The 15,596-nt window shown below is 36.0% G+C and carries 13 protein-coding genes; 11 read left to right on the forward strand and 2 right to left on the reverse strand.

Annotated elements, in window-relative coordinates; genetic code table 11:
- Window positions 1–10: 10 nt before the first annotated feature.
- The 11 genes from argH to hisIE all read left to right on the forward strand — a co-directional run bounded on the left by argH (window position 11) and on the right by hisIE (window position 9,341).
- Window positions 11–1,285 carry an argininosuccinate lyase gene (argH, locus tag HM990_RS16535; RefSeq protein ID WP_178990513.1) on the forward strand — a complete coding sequence of 425 codons (1,275 nt, stop codon included), beginning with the start codon at window positions 11–13 and terminating at the stop codon, window positions 1,283–1,285.
- Window positions 1,286–1,525: 240 nt separating this feature from the next.
- A complete protein-coding gene (hisG, locus tag HM990_RS16540; RefSeq protein ID WP_178990515.1) occupies window positions 1,526–2,383 on the forward strand; it encodes an ATP phosphoribosyltransferase in 858 nt (285 codons plus the stop codon).
- Window positions 2,383–3,672 carry a histidinol dehydrogenase gene (gene hisD, locus HM990_RS16545; protein WP_178990517.1) on the forward strand — a complete coding sequence of 430 codons (1,290 nt, stop codon included), beginning with the start codon at window positions 2,383–2,385 and terminating at the stop codon, window positions 3,670–3,672. Before hisG ends, hisD begins: the two co-directional genes overlap by 1 nt.
- Window positions 3,665–4,699, forward strand: a complete 1,035-nt coding sequence (hisC, locus tag HM990_RS16550) for a histidinol-phosphate transaminase (protein ID WP_178990519.1) — start codon at window positions 3,665–3,667, stop codon at window positions 4,697–4,699. The genes hisD and hisC overlap by 8 nt, the downstream gene beginning before the upstream one ends.
- A 31-nt stretch (window positions 4,700–4,730) precedes the next feature.
- Entirely contained in the window at window positions 4,731–5,018 is a 288-nt protein-coding gene (locus HM990_RS16555; protein WP_178990521.1) for a GIY-YIG nuclease family protein, read from the forward strand.
- Window positions 5,019–5,059: 41 nt separating this feature from the next.
- Complete coding sequence (gene hisB / locus HM990_RS16560) at window positions 5,060–6,151, forward strand: bifunctional histidinol-phosphatase/imidazoleglycerol-phosphate dehydratase HisB (RefSeq protein ID WP_178990523.1); 1,092 nt, start codon at window positions 5,060–5,062, stop codon at window positions 6,149–6,151.
- A gap of 38 nt (window positions 6,152–6,189) precedes the next feature.
- Window positions 6,190–6,432, forward strand: coding sequence for a hypothetical protein (locus HM990_RS16565; protein ID WP_178990525.1), 243 nt, complete (start codon window positions 6,190–6,192; stop codon window positions 6,430–6,432).
- 57 nt (window positions 6,433–6,489) lie between these two features.
- Entirely contained in the window at window positions 6,490–7,071 is a 582-nt protein-coding gene (gene hisH / locus HM990_RS16570) for an imidazole glycerol phosphate synthase subunit HisH (RefSeq protein WP_178990528.1), read from the forward strand.
- 229 nt (window positions 7,072–7,300) lie between these two features.
- Window positions 7,301–8,014, forward strand: coding sequence for a 1-(5-phosphoribosyl)-5-[(5-phosphoribosylamino)methylideneamino]imidazole-4-carboxamide isomerase (gene hisA, locus HM990_RS16575; RefSeq protein WP_178990529.1), 714 nt, complete (start codon window positions 7,301–7,303; stop codon window positions 8,012–8,014).
- Window positions 8,008–8,760 carry an imidazole glycerol phosphate synthase subunit HisF gene (hisF, locus tag HM990_RS16580; RefSeq protein WP_178990531.1) on the forward strand — a complete coding sequence of 251 codons (753 nt, stop codon included), beginning with the start codon at window positions 8,008–8,010 and terminating at the stop codon, window positions 8,758–8,760. The genes hisA and hisF overlap by 7 nt, the downstream gene beginning before the upstream one ends.
- Entirely contained in the window at window positions 8,757–9,341 is a 585-nt protein-coding gene (gene hisIE / locus HM990_RS16585; RefSeq protein WP_178990533.1) for a bifunctional phosphoribosyl-AMP cyclohydrolase/phosphoribosyl-ATP diphosphatase HisIE, read from the forward strand. The genes hisF and hisIE overlap by 4 nt, the downstream gene beginning before the upstream one ends.
- Before the next feature lie 129 nt (window positions 9,342–9,470).
- On the opposite strand, the gene HM990_RS16590 is transcribed toward hisIE, so the two are convergent.
- Together HM990_RS16590 and gltB are read right to left on the reverse strand one after the other, a co-directional pair.
- Window positions 9,471–10,934: a glutamate synthase subunit beta gene (locus tag HM990_RS16590; protein ID WP_178990535.1), complete on the reverse strand. Its 1,464-nt coding sequence runs from the start codon at window positions 10,932–10,934 to the stop codon at window positions 9,471–9,473.
- An 83-nt stretch (window positions 10,935–11,017) separates the two neighbouring features.
- Entirely contained in the window at window positions 11,018–15,532 is a 4,515-nt protein-coding gene (gltB, locus tag HM990_RS16595) for a glutamate synthase large subunit (RefSeq protein WP_178990537.1), read from the reverse strand.
- Between the last annotated feature and the right edge of the window lie 64 nt (window positions 15,533–15,596).

Below are 15,596 nucleotides of genomic sequence, written 5' to 3' on the forward strand. Positions count from 1 at the left end.
AATTTATATTATGAAATTGTGGGACAAAGGCTATTCAATAGATAAAAAAATAGAATTATTCACCGTTGGCAACGACAGAGAAATCGATATGCATATTGCCAAGTACGATGTGCAAGCATCCTTAGCGCATGCTATTATGTTAGAATCTATCGGAATTATAAATTCTGATGAGTTAGAACAATTGAAATCAGGATTAAAGATTTTAGCCCAATCTATTGAAGATGGCACTTTTAATATTGAAGACTCCTTTGAAGATGTCCATTCTAAAATTGAACATGAACTTACAAAAACTCTAGGCGAAGTCGGTAAAAAAATCCACACCGCACGATCTAGAAATGACCAGGTTTTAGTGGCACTTCAACTCTACTATAAAGAGAATTTGCAAATCATTAATAACAAAACAAAAACATTTTTTGACACCTTATTAAATTTAGCAGAAAAACACAAAACCCAATTATTACCTGGTTACACACATTTGCAAGTCGCTATGCCTTCTTCATTTGGATTATGGTTTTCTGCTTATGCTGAATTGCTAATAGATGATGTTTATGTGCTAAATGCGGTTTCAAAAATTGCGGACCAAAACCCGTTAGGTTCTGCTGCTGGTTATGGTAGTTCTTTTCCTATTGATAGAAATATCACAACCAAAGAATTAGGGTTTTCAACTTTAAAATATAATGTGGTTGCAGCACAATTAAGTAGAGGGAAAAGTGAACGTGCCATTGCAAGTGCATTAGGAGGTTTATGCAATACCATGGCACGTTTTGCTATGGATATTTGCTTGTATATGAGTCAGAATTTTGGCTTTATTACGTTTCCAGATGAATTGACCACAGGAAGTAGCATCATGCCACACAAGAAAAATCCTGATGTGTTTGAATTAATACGAGGTAAGTGCAATAAAATTCAGGCTTTACATTCTGAAATGTTATTAATCACAAATAATCTACCAAGTGGTTACCACAGGGATTTTCAATTGTTGAAAGAAAACATCATCAATGCCTTTGAAGATGTAAAAGATATTGTAGACATCTTTAATTATTCCATTCAACAAATCATCGTAAAAGATATTGACCTCAACGACGAAAAATACCAATACCTTTTTACAGTAGATAGTATAAACAATTTTGTAGTTGAAGGTATGAGCTTTAGGGAAGCCTATCAAAAAATTGGAAGTCAAGTGCAAGCAGGAACTTACCAACCAGATTTAGGAAAAGAACACTCACATATTGGGAGTATTCATAATTTGTGTTTGGAAGATATTCGGGCAAAGTTTCCTAATTGATGTTAAATATTTTGAAAATGATTTTGAATAATTTCCTTAGTTGAAAATTAATGTTACCTTTGGTTCTCAAATAAGAAACAAATGACTTTTAGTCAAATACATCATCATCATTTTCATACTTGCATTCAGGCGAGCTGGAATTGATATATGTAGTTTAATATATTTCAAAACCCGTCTGAATAAATCAGACGGGTTTTTTATTTCCTCACGTTTGGTTTATTCAGATTAAAAAAATTAAAAATGAGTAAACTAAAAATTGCCATTCAGAAAAGCGGTCGATTAAATGAAGATTCGTTAAAACTTTTAAAGGATTGCGGCATTAAAATAGATAATGGCAAAGACCAATTGAAAGTTGCAGCGCGTAACTTCCCATTAGAAGTCTTGTATTTACGGAATTCAGATATTCCACAATATATCGAAGATGGTGTCGTCGATATTGCCATTATTGGAGAGAACATACTTATCGAAAAACAGAAAAAAACCGAAGTTGTTGAAAAACTTGGTTTTGCGAAATGTCGTGTTTCATTAGCGGTTCCAAAACGTGTGGAAACAGATAATGCATCCTATTTCGACGGCAAAAAAATTGCCACTTCCTACCCTAACACACTTCAAACTTATTTAGACGAAAATAGTATTGAAGCCGATATTCATGTGATTTCTGGCTCTGTGGAAATTGCACCAAATATCGGATTGGCAGATGGCGTTTGCGATATAGTGAGTTCTGGTAGTACGCTTTTTAAAAATGGCTTACGGGAAACACAAGTGATTCTAAAGTCGGAAGCAGTCTTAGCAAAAAACAGTAATCTGAATGCTGAAAAAGAAGCGATTCTCGAAAAACTCATATTCAGAATTCAGGCCGTTTTAAGAGCTAATAATTCAAGATACGTTCTCATGAATGTTCCAAACAATAAAATCGACGAAGTCACAGCAATTCTACCTGTTTTAAAAAGTCCAACAATTCTGCCTTTGGCACAAGAAGGCTGGAGTTCTTTGCACTCTGTAATTGATGAAGATAAATTTTGGAATAGCATTGACGCCCTAAAAAATGCAGGAGCAGAAGGTATTTTAGTCGTTCCAATTGATAAAATGGTAATGTAATGAAGGTCTATAAAAATCCAAATAAGTCCGAATGGAATGCGTTGGCAAAACGACCAGTTTTAGAACAGCAAACCCTAGATACAATAGTTAAAGATATTCTAGAGGACGTGAAAATGCATAAAGACAAAGCTCTATTTAAATATGCTGAGAAGTTTGACAACACTAAATTAAAGTCACTTAAAGTTGAAATTCCTGAAATTGAAGCAGCAATTAATCAAGTTCCTGAGGATTTAAAACAAGCTATCAATCTTGCAAAGCAAAATATTGAATCGTTTCACGCAGCACAAAGAGAAAAAGAACAAGTTATAGAAACCACGAAAGGAGTTAAATGCTGGCGAAAATCTGTCGGTATAGAGAAAGTCGGTTTATACATTCCAGGCGGTTCGGCACCTTTATTTTCAACAATTTTAATGCTCGGAATTCCAGCCAAATTAGCTGGTTGTAAAGACATTATTTTATGTTCGCCTCCAAATAAAAAAGGCGACATACATCCCGCCATTTTATATACGGCTAATCTGGTTGGTATCTCAAAAATCTATAAAGTTGGTGGCGCACAAGCAATTGCGGCCATGGCTTTTGGTACGGAATCTGTACCTCAAGTTTATAAAATATTCGGGCCAGGAAATCAATTTGTGACGAAAGCCAAAGAATTAATTCAACAGCAAGGTGTTGCTATAGATATGCCTGCTGGACCAAGTGAAGTTTTAGTTATTGCCGACAACACTAGTAATCCTGCATTTGTAGCATCAGATTTATTGTCACAAGCAGAACATGGTTCCGATAGTCAAGTGATTTTGTTGTCTGACAATGCGGAAATCATAAATAAAACGACACAAGAATTAGATAAGCAACTGCATCAATTATCTCGACAAAATATGGCTTCAGAAGCTTTAAAAAATAGTCGTGCTATTCTGCTAAATTCAATGAACGAATGCATCGACTTCAGTAATTTATATGCACCTGAACATTTAATCATCGCAACCGTTAATGCTTCAAATTATATAGACCAAATTACAAATGCAGGTTCTGTATTCTTAGGAAAATACAGTTGCGAAAGTGCTGGTGATTATGCAAGTGGTACTAATCATACCTTACCTACAAACGGTTATGCTAAAAATTATAGTGGCGTTTCTTTAGATAGTTTTGTAAAGAAAATCACATTTCAAAATTTAAACGAAGAAGGCATCATTAATATTGGACCAGCAATAGAATTAATGGCTGATGCCGAAGGATTGGATGCACATAAAAATGCCGTAACATTACGACTAAAAGCCATTAACAATGTTTGATTTAAAAACTTTAGTTCGACCAAATATTTTAGGACTTAAACCCTATTCAAGTGCTCGCGATGAATTTAAAGGTAACGAAGGTGTGTTTTTAGATGCCAATGAAAATCCCTTCGGCACCTTAAATCGCTATCCAAATTCAGACCAAAAATTACTAAAAGAAAAGCTATCTCAATATAATGGAATTGCTAGTAAAAACATCTTTATAGGTAATGGTAGCGATGAGATTATCGACTTAATTTATCGTATTTTTTGTACTCCTGGAAAAGATAAAGCACTCACGTTTACACCAACATTTGGTATGTATCAAGTCGCTGCAGATATCAATGCTATTGAATTAATAACGCTTCCGCTAAATGACGAATTTCAGATTAATACAGATAATTTGAAACCCTATTTTAAGGATGAAACTCTCAAGCTCATTTTTATCTGTTCGCCAAATAATCCTACCGGAAATTGTTTTAACGAATCTGATATTGAATTTATATTACAGAATTTTAACGGTATGGTGATTATTGATGAAGCCTATGCTGATTTTAGTGACAAGCTTTCTTGGAGTCAATCCATTGAAACGTATCCAAATCTAATTGTCACGCAAACCTTCAGTAAAGCTTGGGCCTTGGCGGCTGCACGAATCGGAATTGCCTATGCTAGCCAAGAAGTTATTAAACTATTGAACAAAGTAAAAATGCCATACAACATTAGTAAACTGAATGAAACTGCAGCTATTGAAGCCATAGAAAATCGAACAACTTTTGAAGCCAACAAGCAAATTATTCTTGAAGAAAAAGAGAAGTTAATTCAAGCATTGCAAAAAATGGACATCATAAAGAAAATATATCCTTCGGATGCGAACTTTTTGTTAGTTGAAGTTGACGATGCCGATCATATATATTTGAATTTAGTGGAACAAAAAGTGATTACTCGGAACCGGAATAGCTTGGTAAAAAACAGTATTAGAATTACAGTTGGGAAACCTGAAGAGAATGAGAAATTGATAAAAAGCCTTTTATCAATTTCGAAATCCTGAACTTGTTTCAGGAACTTTAAATTAAAATACCATGACTCTTAAATCTTATTACTGTTATATATTGACCAATAAAAATAGAACCGTTCTATATACTGGTTATACAGAAGATTTAAATATTAGATTGAAACAACACAAAGCAGGAAAAGGAGCTCTGTTCACAAAAAAATATAACATCTCATATCTTGTATATTTTGAAAAATATGAAGATATACAAGTCGCAAAAAAAAGAGAACGACAATTAAAAAATTGGCATAAAGAATGGAAATGGAATCTTATAAAAGCAACTAATCCATCATTAAAAACAACAGATATAAATTAATCAGGTCTTGAAATAAATTCAGGACATTTAACTAAAGTTAAATGAAAAAAGTACTATTCATAGATAGAGACGGAACCTTAGCCATAGAACCACCAATCGATTTTCAACTTGATAGTTTGGAGAAATTGGAATATTATCCTGGTGTTTTTCAATGGTTATCACGAATCGCCAAAGAACTCGATTACGAATTGGTCATGGTAACCAATCAAGATGGTTTGGGTACAGATTCGTTTCCCGAAGACACCTTTTGGCCTGCGCAAAACAAACTAATTCAAGCTTTTAAAAATGAAGGTGTGGAATTTTCGGAAATATTAATCGATAAGAGTTTCCCAGAAGATAATGCACCTACCAGAAAACCAAGAACAGGATTATTAGGTAAATACATTCACGGGAATTACGATTTAAAGAATTCATTTGTCATTGGAGATAGAGCAACAGATATCGAGTTAGCCAAAAACCTAGGAAGTCAAGGCATCTTTATGAATGTAGAAGGCAGCGATTATGCCATTTTAAATACGACATCTTGGGAGGAAATTTACAATTATCTAAAAGCGATTCCGAGAACGGCTACTGTTGTTAGAAAAACTAATGAAACGAATATTGAGGTCGAAATCAACTTGGACGGCTCTGGAAAAAGTAATATTTCCACGGGATTAGGATTTTTTGATCACATGTTAGAGCAAATTTCAAAACATGGGAATATCGATTTGTTTGTAAACGTTGAAGGCGATTTAGAAATAGACGAACACCACACCATAGAAGATGTTGCCATAACATTTGGAGAAGCATTTATTGAGGCTTTAGGAAGTAAACGTGGCATTGAACGCTATGGTTTTTTATTGCCAATGGATGATTGTTTAGCGCAAGTTGCTATTGATTTTGGCGGACGACCTTGGTTGGTGTGGGAACCAGAATTTAAACGTGAAATGATTGGAGAAATGCCAACAGAGATGTTTATGCACTTTTTTAAATCCTTTAGCGATGCCTCTAAATGTAACTTAAATATAAAAGCAGAAGGCGATAACGAACATCACAAAATCGAATCTATTTTCAAGGCTTTTGCAAAAGCAATAAAAATGGCAGTTTCAAAAACCAATAATTTTTCCATTCCAAGTACGAAAGGAAGTTTATGATTTTTGAATTACGATATCAGATTTAATTAAAGTATCAGATGAAACAAATAATAGTTCACGAAAAAATCGATGCAAGAGAGACATTTAAATGGTTGGTTTCGCAATCTTTTTTTAATCGTAAATTGTCCATTTATGGACAAAATATGGGTAAAAAAGCTTTAGTTTTTTATCCACAATGCCTTTGGGTATTGCATAAGGTGTACCTAAAGGCACACTTGACCATGAGTATTACAAGTTATTACCCATATAAAGTCCCTCACGGGACGAAAATTGAGAAATAAATAATTGTTATCATAAACTAAAATTCATAAATCGTAAATCTAAAATCGTAAGTCAAAATGATTGCAATCATAAAATACAACGCTGGCAATATTCGTTCAGTTCAAAATGCTTTAAACCGTTTGGGTTATGAAAGTATTATTACTGATGATAAAACCGAAATACTAAATGCTAGCAAAGTCATTTTTCCTGGTGTCGGCGAAGCGAGTTCTGCCATGAAATATTTAAAAGACAAAGGTCTTGACGACGTTATTCGGTCTATCGAAAAACCAATGCTTGGTATCTGTTTAGGTCTGCAATTAATGTGCGATTATAGTGAAGAAGGCGACACTAAGTGTTTGGGGATTTTCAACACCCGAGTAAAAAAATTTCCACCAAAAGAAAAAGTACCACATATGGGTTGGAATAGTTTTTCTGAAGTAAAAGGTGAACTTTTTCAACATATAAATACGGATAATGACATGTATTATGTCCACAGTTATTATGCTGAAAAAAATGAGCAAACCATTGCAACTTGTGATTATATTTTGCCCTTTGCAACAGCCATGCAGCATGATAATTTTTATGCGACCCAATTTCATCCAGAGAAATCGGCTGATGTTGGAACTAGGTTGTTGAAGAATTTTTTGGAATTAAGTTAAAACAATAATGAATTTTAATCAATACTAAAAAAAGTTCATTACTTAGATTGTCCCCTTGAGGATTAATGAGAAACAAAATATCTTTTGTTTAGAAATTACCGAGCGAAGCTCTTAGGGGTGTTTTTATGGATTATCAATCTATCAACCCTTATGAAATGGAAAAGCAATAGTATTAAAATAAAAAAACAAGAAAGTATGGAAATAGATTCCTGCTTTCGCAGGAACTAAGATGAGAATCATACCAGCAATAGATATCATAGACGGAAAATGTGTAAGACTTACAAAAGGTGATTACAACACTAAAAAAGTCTATAACGAAAACCCTTTAGAAGTCGCGAAAGAATTTGAAGACAATGGCATTCAATATTTACATTTAGTGGATTTGGATGGCGCCAAATCGAAGCACATCGTGAATCACGACATTTTAGATAGCATAGCTTCTAAAACCAACTTAAAAGTCGATTTCGGAGGCGGATTAAAATCTAACGATGATTTGAGAATCGCTTTTGAATGTGGTGCGAATCAAATTACAGGTGGAAGTATCGCAGCGAACAATCCCAAAGTGTTTTTAGAATGGTTAAAAACCTATGGTTCTGAAAAAATAATTTTAGGAGCCGATTGCAAAGACCGAAAAATTGCCACCAATGGTTGGTTGGAAGCTTCTGAATTGGATGTTGTTGATTTTATAAAAGATTATGAATCTAAAGGTGTTCAGTATGTCATCTGCACAGATATTGCAAAAGATGGCATGTTACAAGGCACTTCAAATGAATTATACGCAGAAATCATTTCAAAATCGAATGTAAAATTAATTGCCAGTGGTGGCGTATCTTCTTTACACGATTTAGAACACGTAAAAGCTATAGGTTGCGAAGGCGTCATTCTCGGAAAAGCCATTTATGAAGGCAACATATCACTAAAAGAATTACAAAAACTATGCTAAAAAAACGAATTATACCATGTTTGGACATTCAGAATGGCAGAACGGTTAAGGGCATTAATTTTATCGGCATCAGAGATGCTGGCGACCCAATTGAACTCGCCAAACAATACGTGGCACATGGAGCAGACGAATTGGTATTTTTGGATATTACAGCAACCGTTGAAAAGCGAAAAACATTAGTGGAATTGGTAACTCATATTGCCGAAGAAATCAATATTCCATTTACAGTTGGAGGTGGCATCAATTCCATTGAAGATGTTTCCGCAATTATAAAAGCTGGTGCGGATAAAGTGAGCGTGAATTCTTCAGCCGTTAAGAATCCTGAGTTAATCACCCAAATCGCTAAAGAATTTGGTAGTCAATGCGTGGTCGTTGCCATTGATACTAAATTTGTAGATAATGAATGGATAGTATTTGTACATGGCGGACGAACCGCAACAGCATTAAAAACATTAGATTGGGTAAAGCAAGTGGAAGCTTTAGGCGCTGGCGAAATTTTACTTACTTCCATGAACAATGATGGCACCAAAGCTGGTTTTGCTCTTGATATTACGGAAGCCGTGAGTGAATCGGTTAATATTCCCGTTATAGCTTCAGGAGGCGCAGGAACTAAAACACATTTCAAAACCTTGTTTGAAACGACACAAGCTAGTGCAGGATTGGCTGCCAGTATTTTTCATTATGGCGAAATACCAATTCCGGAATTAAAACAGTATTTAAAAAACGAAAACATAGCAATACGATGAACATAGATTTTTCAAAAGGAGATGGACTGGTTCCTGTTATCATTCAAAACAACAACACATTACAAGTGTTAATGTTAGGTTACATGAATTTGGAAGCCTTCAACAAAACCAAAGCAGAAAACAAAGTCACTTTTTTCAGCAGAAGTAAAAACAGACTCTGGACAAAAGGTGAAGAATCTGGTAATTTCTTAACGGTCAAAGATATCCAAATCGATTGCGATAACGATACCATTTTAATAAAAGCAGAACCGAAAGGACCAACTTGCCACACAGGAAGCACCTCTTGTTTTAAAGAAGAAACCGCTAAAGGTTTTTTATATGAATTGCAGCAAACCATCAATGACCGTATTGATACCAACGACCAGAATTCGTACACCAACAAACTCTACCAAAGTGGCATTAATAAAGTCGCTCAAAAAGTAGGCGAAGAAGCTGTAGAATTGGTTATTGAAGCCAAAGATAATGATGATGATTTGTTTAAAAACGAAGCTGCTGATTTAATGTATCACTATTTAATTTTATTGAAAGCTAAAGGGTTTACACTTGAAGATATTGAGGGTGTTTTGAAGGGTAGGCATTAATAAGTTTATTCTTCTAAAAAAGCCACTATCAATTCCCCAATGTTTTATACTTTATTCAAAAGTCTAATGTTACAATTCTGCAAGGTCTTTTTTTGACCTTGCAGAATATATATACACATTGATTCATTTTTACAACGCCACCAAATCGCCTTCTTCATTTTTAGTCGCCAAATCCGATTTACCCATCAGGTAAATATCCACTTGACGTGCGGCTTCCCTTCCTTCAGAAATTGCCCAAACAATCAAGGATTGTCCTCTTCGCATATCGCCTGCCGTAAAAATATTTGGAACATTGGTTTGGTATTTTCCGTAAGTCGCTTTGTAGTTTGAACGAACATCTCTATCTAAACCCAGTTTATCCGCAATTGTTGACTCTGGCCCTGTAAAACCAAGTGCTAACAGAGCTAAATCACATTTCCAAGTCTTTTCTGTTCCTGCAATTTCTTTTAGTTTAGGGCGTTCGCCAGGCACCATTTCCCATTCTACATTTACGGTTTTTAAAGCTGTTAATTTTCCTTTTGCATTCGTTACAAATTCTTTGGTGTTAATCAACCAATTACGCTCAACACCTTCTTTATGGGAAGACGATGTTTTTAATTGTAACGGCCAATATGGCCAAGGTGTAGCTGGTGAGCGATGTCCTGGTGGTTTAGGCATAATTTCAAAATTAACAACCGATTTTGCACCTTGACGATTGGATGTCCCAATACAATCCGAACCTGTATCTCCACCTCCAATAACTATCACATTTTTACCTGTTGCTAAAACCTGATCTTTTACTTTCTGTCCGAAAACCACTTTAGTTTGTTGCGTTAAAAAGTCCATAGCCTGCACTACACCATCGGCATCAATGCCTGGTGTTGGCAAACTTCGTCTTTCAGTAGAACCTCCACAAAGGACAACGGCATCAAATTTTTTAAGTTCCTTCACATCGTAATTCACACCGACATTAACATTGGTTTTAAACACAATACCTTCAGCTTCTAAAATCTTTAATCGACGATCGATGATGCCTTTTTCCATTTTAAAATTCGGGATTCCGTAGCGTAACAAGCCTCCAATAGCATCATCACGTTCAAAAACGGTAACTGTGTGACCTGCTCTGTTTAATTGTTGGGCAGCGGCCAAACCTGCTGGTCCAGAACCGACAACAGCAATTGTTTTTCCTGTTCTGGTTTTTGGTGGTTGTGGTTTTATCCAACCTTCCTTAAATGCACGTTCGACAATATTTTTTTCGATATTTTCAATAGATACCGGATCTTCAATAATTCCTAATACACATGACTGCTCGCATGGTGCAGGACATAAACGACCAGTAAATTCCGGAAAATTATTTGTAGCATGTAAAATCCATGAGGCCTTTTGCCATTCGCCTTGGTGTACCATGTGATTAAAATCTGGAATAAGATTTCCCAATGGACAACCACTATGGCAAAATGGAATGCCACAATCCATACAACGCGAGCCTTGTTTTCGCATGTCATCCTCCTTTAAAGGCACAGTAAATTCATTGTAATGTTTTACACGATCCTTTACTGGCTTGTATGGCTCATCTTTTCTTTCAAATTCTTTAAAACCTGTTACTTTTCCCATGTTATTCCTGCGAAAGCAGGAATCTCTTCCCGTCTTTCTAAATTTTTATTGTACTATTATTTTATTTTTTGGAAACACTAATGTTATACTGTTTCTAATTCTTCTACCATTTGTTCTTCTGTCTCTAAACGTTTTAAAGCACGTTTGTATTCCGTCGGCATGATGCGAACAAAATTCTTTAAGCTTGTTTCCCAATCTGCCAATAGCGATTTACCCAATTGACTGTCCGTATATTTCACATGCTTCTCAATTAAGCCCTTAAGATCATTAGCATCTTTTTTAAGAATCTTTTCAAACTCTATCGTTTCCATATTACACAAGCCGTTGACAAAGTTGTTTTCCGGATCATAAACGTAAGCGATTCCACCACTCATACCAGCTGCGAAATTTCGTCCTGTTTTACCAAGAACAACCACTTTTCCACCAGTCATGTACTCACAACAGTGATCTCCGACACCTTCCACTACTGCTATTGATCCCGAATTTCTAACGGCAAACCGTTCTCCAGCGATACCATTAATGTAGGCTTGTCCTTCCACAGCACCAAACAAACAGACATTACCAACTATGATATTTTCCTCAGCTTTAAAATCTGCTTTTACTGGTTTTTTAACAATCAGCTTTGCGCCAGACAACCCTTTTCCTAAATAATCATTGGTATTACCTTCCAGTTTAAACGTTAATCCATGCGCTCCGAAAGCTCCGAAACTTTGACCTGCAGAACCCGTGAAATTGATATTCAAAGTATCTTCCGGTAAACCTAAATGCCCATATATTTTTGAAATCTCATTACTCACAATAGCGCCAACGGTACGATTTGTATTTTTGATTGGATAAGACAACGTCATTTGCTCTTTTCGATATAAAGCACGATGCGAATCTTTCAGGATTTGAAAATCCAATACGTTGTCCAAATTATGATCTTGCTTTTCAGTATTCTTAACGGTCATTTTACTGTATGCTTCTGGTCGGTACAAAATGGAGGATAAATCCAAACCTTTAGCTTTGTAATGTTTAATAGCTTTATTCGCGTTTATCTTATGGGTTTGACCAATCATTTCGGCCATGGACCTAAAACCTAATTCCGCCATAATGCTTCTCAATTCTTCAGCGATATAATAGAAGAAATTAATAACATGTTCTGGTGTACCTTTAAAGTTTTTACGCAACTCTTTGTCTTGTGTGGCGATACCAACAGGACAGGTATTCAGATGACATTTACGCATCATTATACAGCCCGAAGCTACTAAAGGTGCTGTGGCAAATCCGAATTCTTCTGCTCCCAATAAAGCAGCTATCGCCACATCGCGACCTGTTTTCAATTGCCCATCACATTCGACTACGATTCTACTTCTTAAATTATTAAGTACAAGTGTTTGTTGTGCCTCTGCCAAACCAAGTTCCCAGGGTAAACCTGCGTGTTTTAATGAGGTCAACGGTGAAGCACCTGTTCCACCATCATAACCAGCGATGAGAACAACATCTGCTTTTGCTTTAGCCACACCAGCTGCGATAGTACCTACGCCAACTTCAGACACTAGTTTTACATTTATTCTAGCTTCACGATTGGCATTTTTTAAATCGTAAATTAATTGTGCTAAATCCTCAATGGAATATATATCGTGATGTGGTGGTGGCGAAATCAGTCCAACGAATGGTGTTGAATTTCGGGCTGCTGCAATCCATGGCAACACTTTTTCGCCTGGTAATTGACCACCTTCTCCAGGTTTTGCACCTTGAGCCATTTTTATTTGAATCTCTTTTGCATTCGTTAAATAATGGGATGTTACTCCAAAACGACCAGAAGCCACCTGCTTTATCGCAGAATTCCTACTATCGCCATTAACATCAGGCTGAAAACGCTTTCGGTCCTCTCCTCCTTCTCCAGAATTGGATTTCCCTCCAATCCTATTCATGGCAATGGCTAAGTTTTCATGTGCTTCACGCGAAATCGAACCATAAGACATGGCACCTGTTTTGAAACGTTTTACGATTTCTGTCCAGGGCTCCACTTCTTCAATCGGAATTGGGTCGATATTATTAAATTCAAATAACCCACGAATGGTCATTAAATTTTCAGACTGTTCATTTATCGTTTTCGCATATAGATTATAACTCGCTTGGTCGCTCAATCTAACGGCTTGTTGTAATTTTGCAACCGTTGTTGGGTTAAACAAATGCTTTTCGCCATTACGTCTCCAACGGTAATCGCCACCAATATTTAGACCTAATCGTTTATCTACTTCGGTATTTGGATAAGCATATTTATATCGTTTATCGATTTCCTTTTCGATTTCATATAAGCCGATACCTTCAATTCTTGAAGCTGTATATGGAAAATATTTTTCAACAAATTGCGAATTGAAACCAACGATTTCAAATATTTGGGAACCTCTGTAAGAATGTAAAGTAGAAATCCCAATTTTGTTCATCACTTTTAAGATACCTTTTCCAATAGCCTTGTTGAAGTTATCCACAGCTTTTTGCTCATCCATATCAGTAATAAAACCTTCCTTCACTTGTGCTCGGATGATTTCGTTTACCATATAAGGATTTACGGCACTTGCTCCATAGCCGAATAATGTAGCGAAATGATGCGGCTCTCGTGGTTCTGCAGATTCGATGATAATATCGAAATAAGAACGCTTTCGCAAACGGTTCATTTGATGGTTGACATAAGAGCACGCCAATAACGCCGGAATTGGTGCCATCTCTTTACTTACACCTCTATCTGATAATATGATAATGTTTGTTTTTCGTAATAAGGCTTTTTCAATTTGAACAATAATGTCATCCAAAGCATCCTCCAATCCATTAAGACCTTTGTCTTTTTGGTATAATAATTCAACGGTTTCGGCCTTAAACCCTTCCACCTGAATATTTCTAATTTTAGCTAAATCGTCATTAGAAATTACAGGATTCTGAATTTTCAGTTTTCTACATTGCCGTTCTGTTATGCTGAAAATATTTCTATCCTTGCCTAAAGAGAGACTGATATCCGTTACAATTTCTTCACGAATTCCATCTAAAGGCGGATTTGTAACCTGTGCGAATAATTGTTTAAAATAGTTCGAAATTATCTGAGGTTTGTTAGATAGAACGGCCAATGGCGTATCAATTCCCATTGAGCCCAAAGCTTCCTTAGCCTTTTGAGCCATTGGAGTAATAACCTCTTGAATATCTTCGAACGTGTAGTTAAATAAACGTTGTCTCGTTTTTATATCTAACAATTCCACCGGACAAGTTTCGCCAGTATATGGAATATCTTTCAGGTGCAATCTTGTTTTATCTAACCATTCTTGATATGGTCTTTCCTTAACAATTTTACTTTTAATTTCTTCGTCATTTATGATTCGTCCTTGATTCATGTCTACCAAAAACATTTTTCCAGGTTCTAAACGACCATGACTTTCCACATCCTCTGGATCAATGTCAACAACTCCAATTTCAGAAGACATTATTAATTTCCCACTTTTAGTAACTGTGTATCTTGAAGGTCTTAATCCGTTTCTATCCAACAATGCACCAATATAGTTGCCATCTGTAAACGGCACCGAAGCGGGTCCATCCCAAGGTTCCATGATACAAGCGTTGTAATCGTAGAACGCTTTACGTTCTGGAGACATCGTTGCATGTTTTTCCCATGCTTCAGGAATCATCATCATCATCACTTCTGGTAACGAACGTCCTGTATGTGTTAATAATTCGACGACCATATCCATGGATGCCGAATCTGATTTTCCTGGTAAAATGATTGGGAACAATTTATCGATTTGAGGACCAAAGACATCACTTTTCATGATTTCTTCACGCACACGCATTCTACTCACATTTCCACGAAGTGTATTTATTTCACCATTCTGACACATGAATCGGAATGGCTGTGCCAATTCCCAAGTCGGCATAGTGTTGGTTGAAAATCGTTGGTGCACCAATGCCAAACGTGTCACTAAATCATCTTCTTGTAAATCTTTATAATAAGGGCCGATATCTTCGGGCATTATGATCCCTTTATATATCAAGGTATTCATGGATAAACTGGACACATAGAAATAAGAACTTTGTGACATTTTGGATTTCCGAACCGTGTGCTCTGTTATTTTTCGAGCAGCATAGAGTTTCGCTTTAAAATCCGCTTCTGAAACTTCATTGGATTTTCCGACGAAAAGTTGCTCTATATTAGGTTCTGAAGCTGCAGCTATCTCTCCCAGTTGCGTAGAATCCACCGGAACTTCCCTCCATCCTATAACAGTAAGTCCTTGGGCGATGATTTCTTTCTCGAACGTATCTTTACAGAATTTGTACTGATTTCTATTTTTTGGTAAGAACACCATTCCTACGGCATACTTTCCTTTTACAGGAACTTTGAAACCACAAACCCTTTTAAAATAAGCATGAGGAATATCTATTAAAAGACCAGCACCATCACCAGTTTTTCCGTCTGCACTTACGCCACCACGATGCTCTAGTTTTACTAATATTTCTAGAGCGTCATGAATAATTTGGTTCGTCTTTTCACCTTTTAGATTACATATAAATCCTGCACCACAATTTTCGTGTTCAAAATCTGGTAAATAGAGGCCTTGTTGCTTAAACATATTCGATTAAAATTTAAAGGTTTTGCACCTTATTTATGCTCTAATATAGACGCAAATAATTGAT

The organism is Winogradskyella schleiferi (assembly GCF_013394655.1).
Taxonomy (GTDB): Bacteria; Bacteroidota; Bacteroidia; order Flavobacteriales; family Flavobacteriaceae; genus Winogradskyella; species Winogradskyella schleiferi.

Coding starts and splice junctions, on each gene's coding strand:
- gltB (WP_178990537.1), bottom strand. CDS start 15,532: ATGTTTAAGCAACAAGGCCTCTATTTACCAGATTTTGAACACGAAAAT.
- hisIE (WP_178990533.1), top strand. CDS start 8,757: ATGAACATAGATTTTTCAAAAGGAGATGGACTGGTTCCTGTTATCATT.
- hisH (WP_178990528.1), top strand. CDS start 6,490: ATGATTGCAATCATAAAATACAACGCTGGCAATATTCGTTCAGTTCAA.
- HM990_RS16590 (WP_178990535.1), bottom strand. CDS start 10,934: ATGGGAAAAGTAACAGGTTTTAAAGAATTTGAAAGAAAAGATGAGCCA.
- hisC (WP_178990519.1), top strand. CDS start 3,665: ATGTTTGATTTAAAAACTTTAGTTCGACCAAATATTTTAGGACTTAAA.
- hisF (WP_178990531.1), top strand. CDS start 8,008: ATGCTAAAAAAACGAATTATACCATGTTTGGACATTCAGAATGGCAGA.
- hisB (WP_178990523.1), top strand. CDS start 5,060: ATGAAAAAAGTACTATTCATAGATAGAGACGGAACCTTAGCCATAGAA.
- HM990_RS16565 (WP_178990525.1), top strand. CDS start 6,190: ATGAAACAAATAATAGTTCACGAAAAAATCGATGCAAGAGAGACATTT.
- hisG (WP_178990515.1), top strand. CDS start 1,526: ATGAGTAAACTAAAAATTGCCATTCAGAAAAGCGGTCGATTAAATGAA.
- argH (WP_178990513.1), top strand. CDS start 11: ATGAAATTGTGGGACAAAGGCTATTCAATAGATAAAAAAATAGAATTA.
- hisA (WP_178990529.1), top strand. CDS start 7,301: ATGAGAATCATACCAGCAATAGATATCATAGACGGAAAATGTGTAAGA.
- hisD (WP_178990517.1), top strand. CDS start 2,383: ATGAAGGTCTATAAAAATCCAAATAAGTCCGAATGGAATGCGTTGGCA.
- HM990_RS16555 (WP_178990521.1), top strand. CDS start 4,731: ATGACTCTTAAATCTTATTACTGTTATATATTGACCAATAAAAATAGA.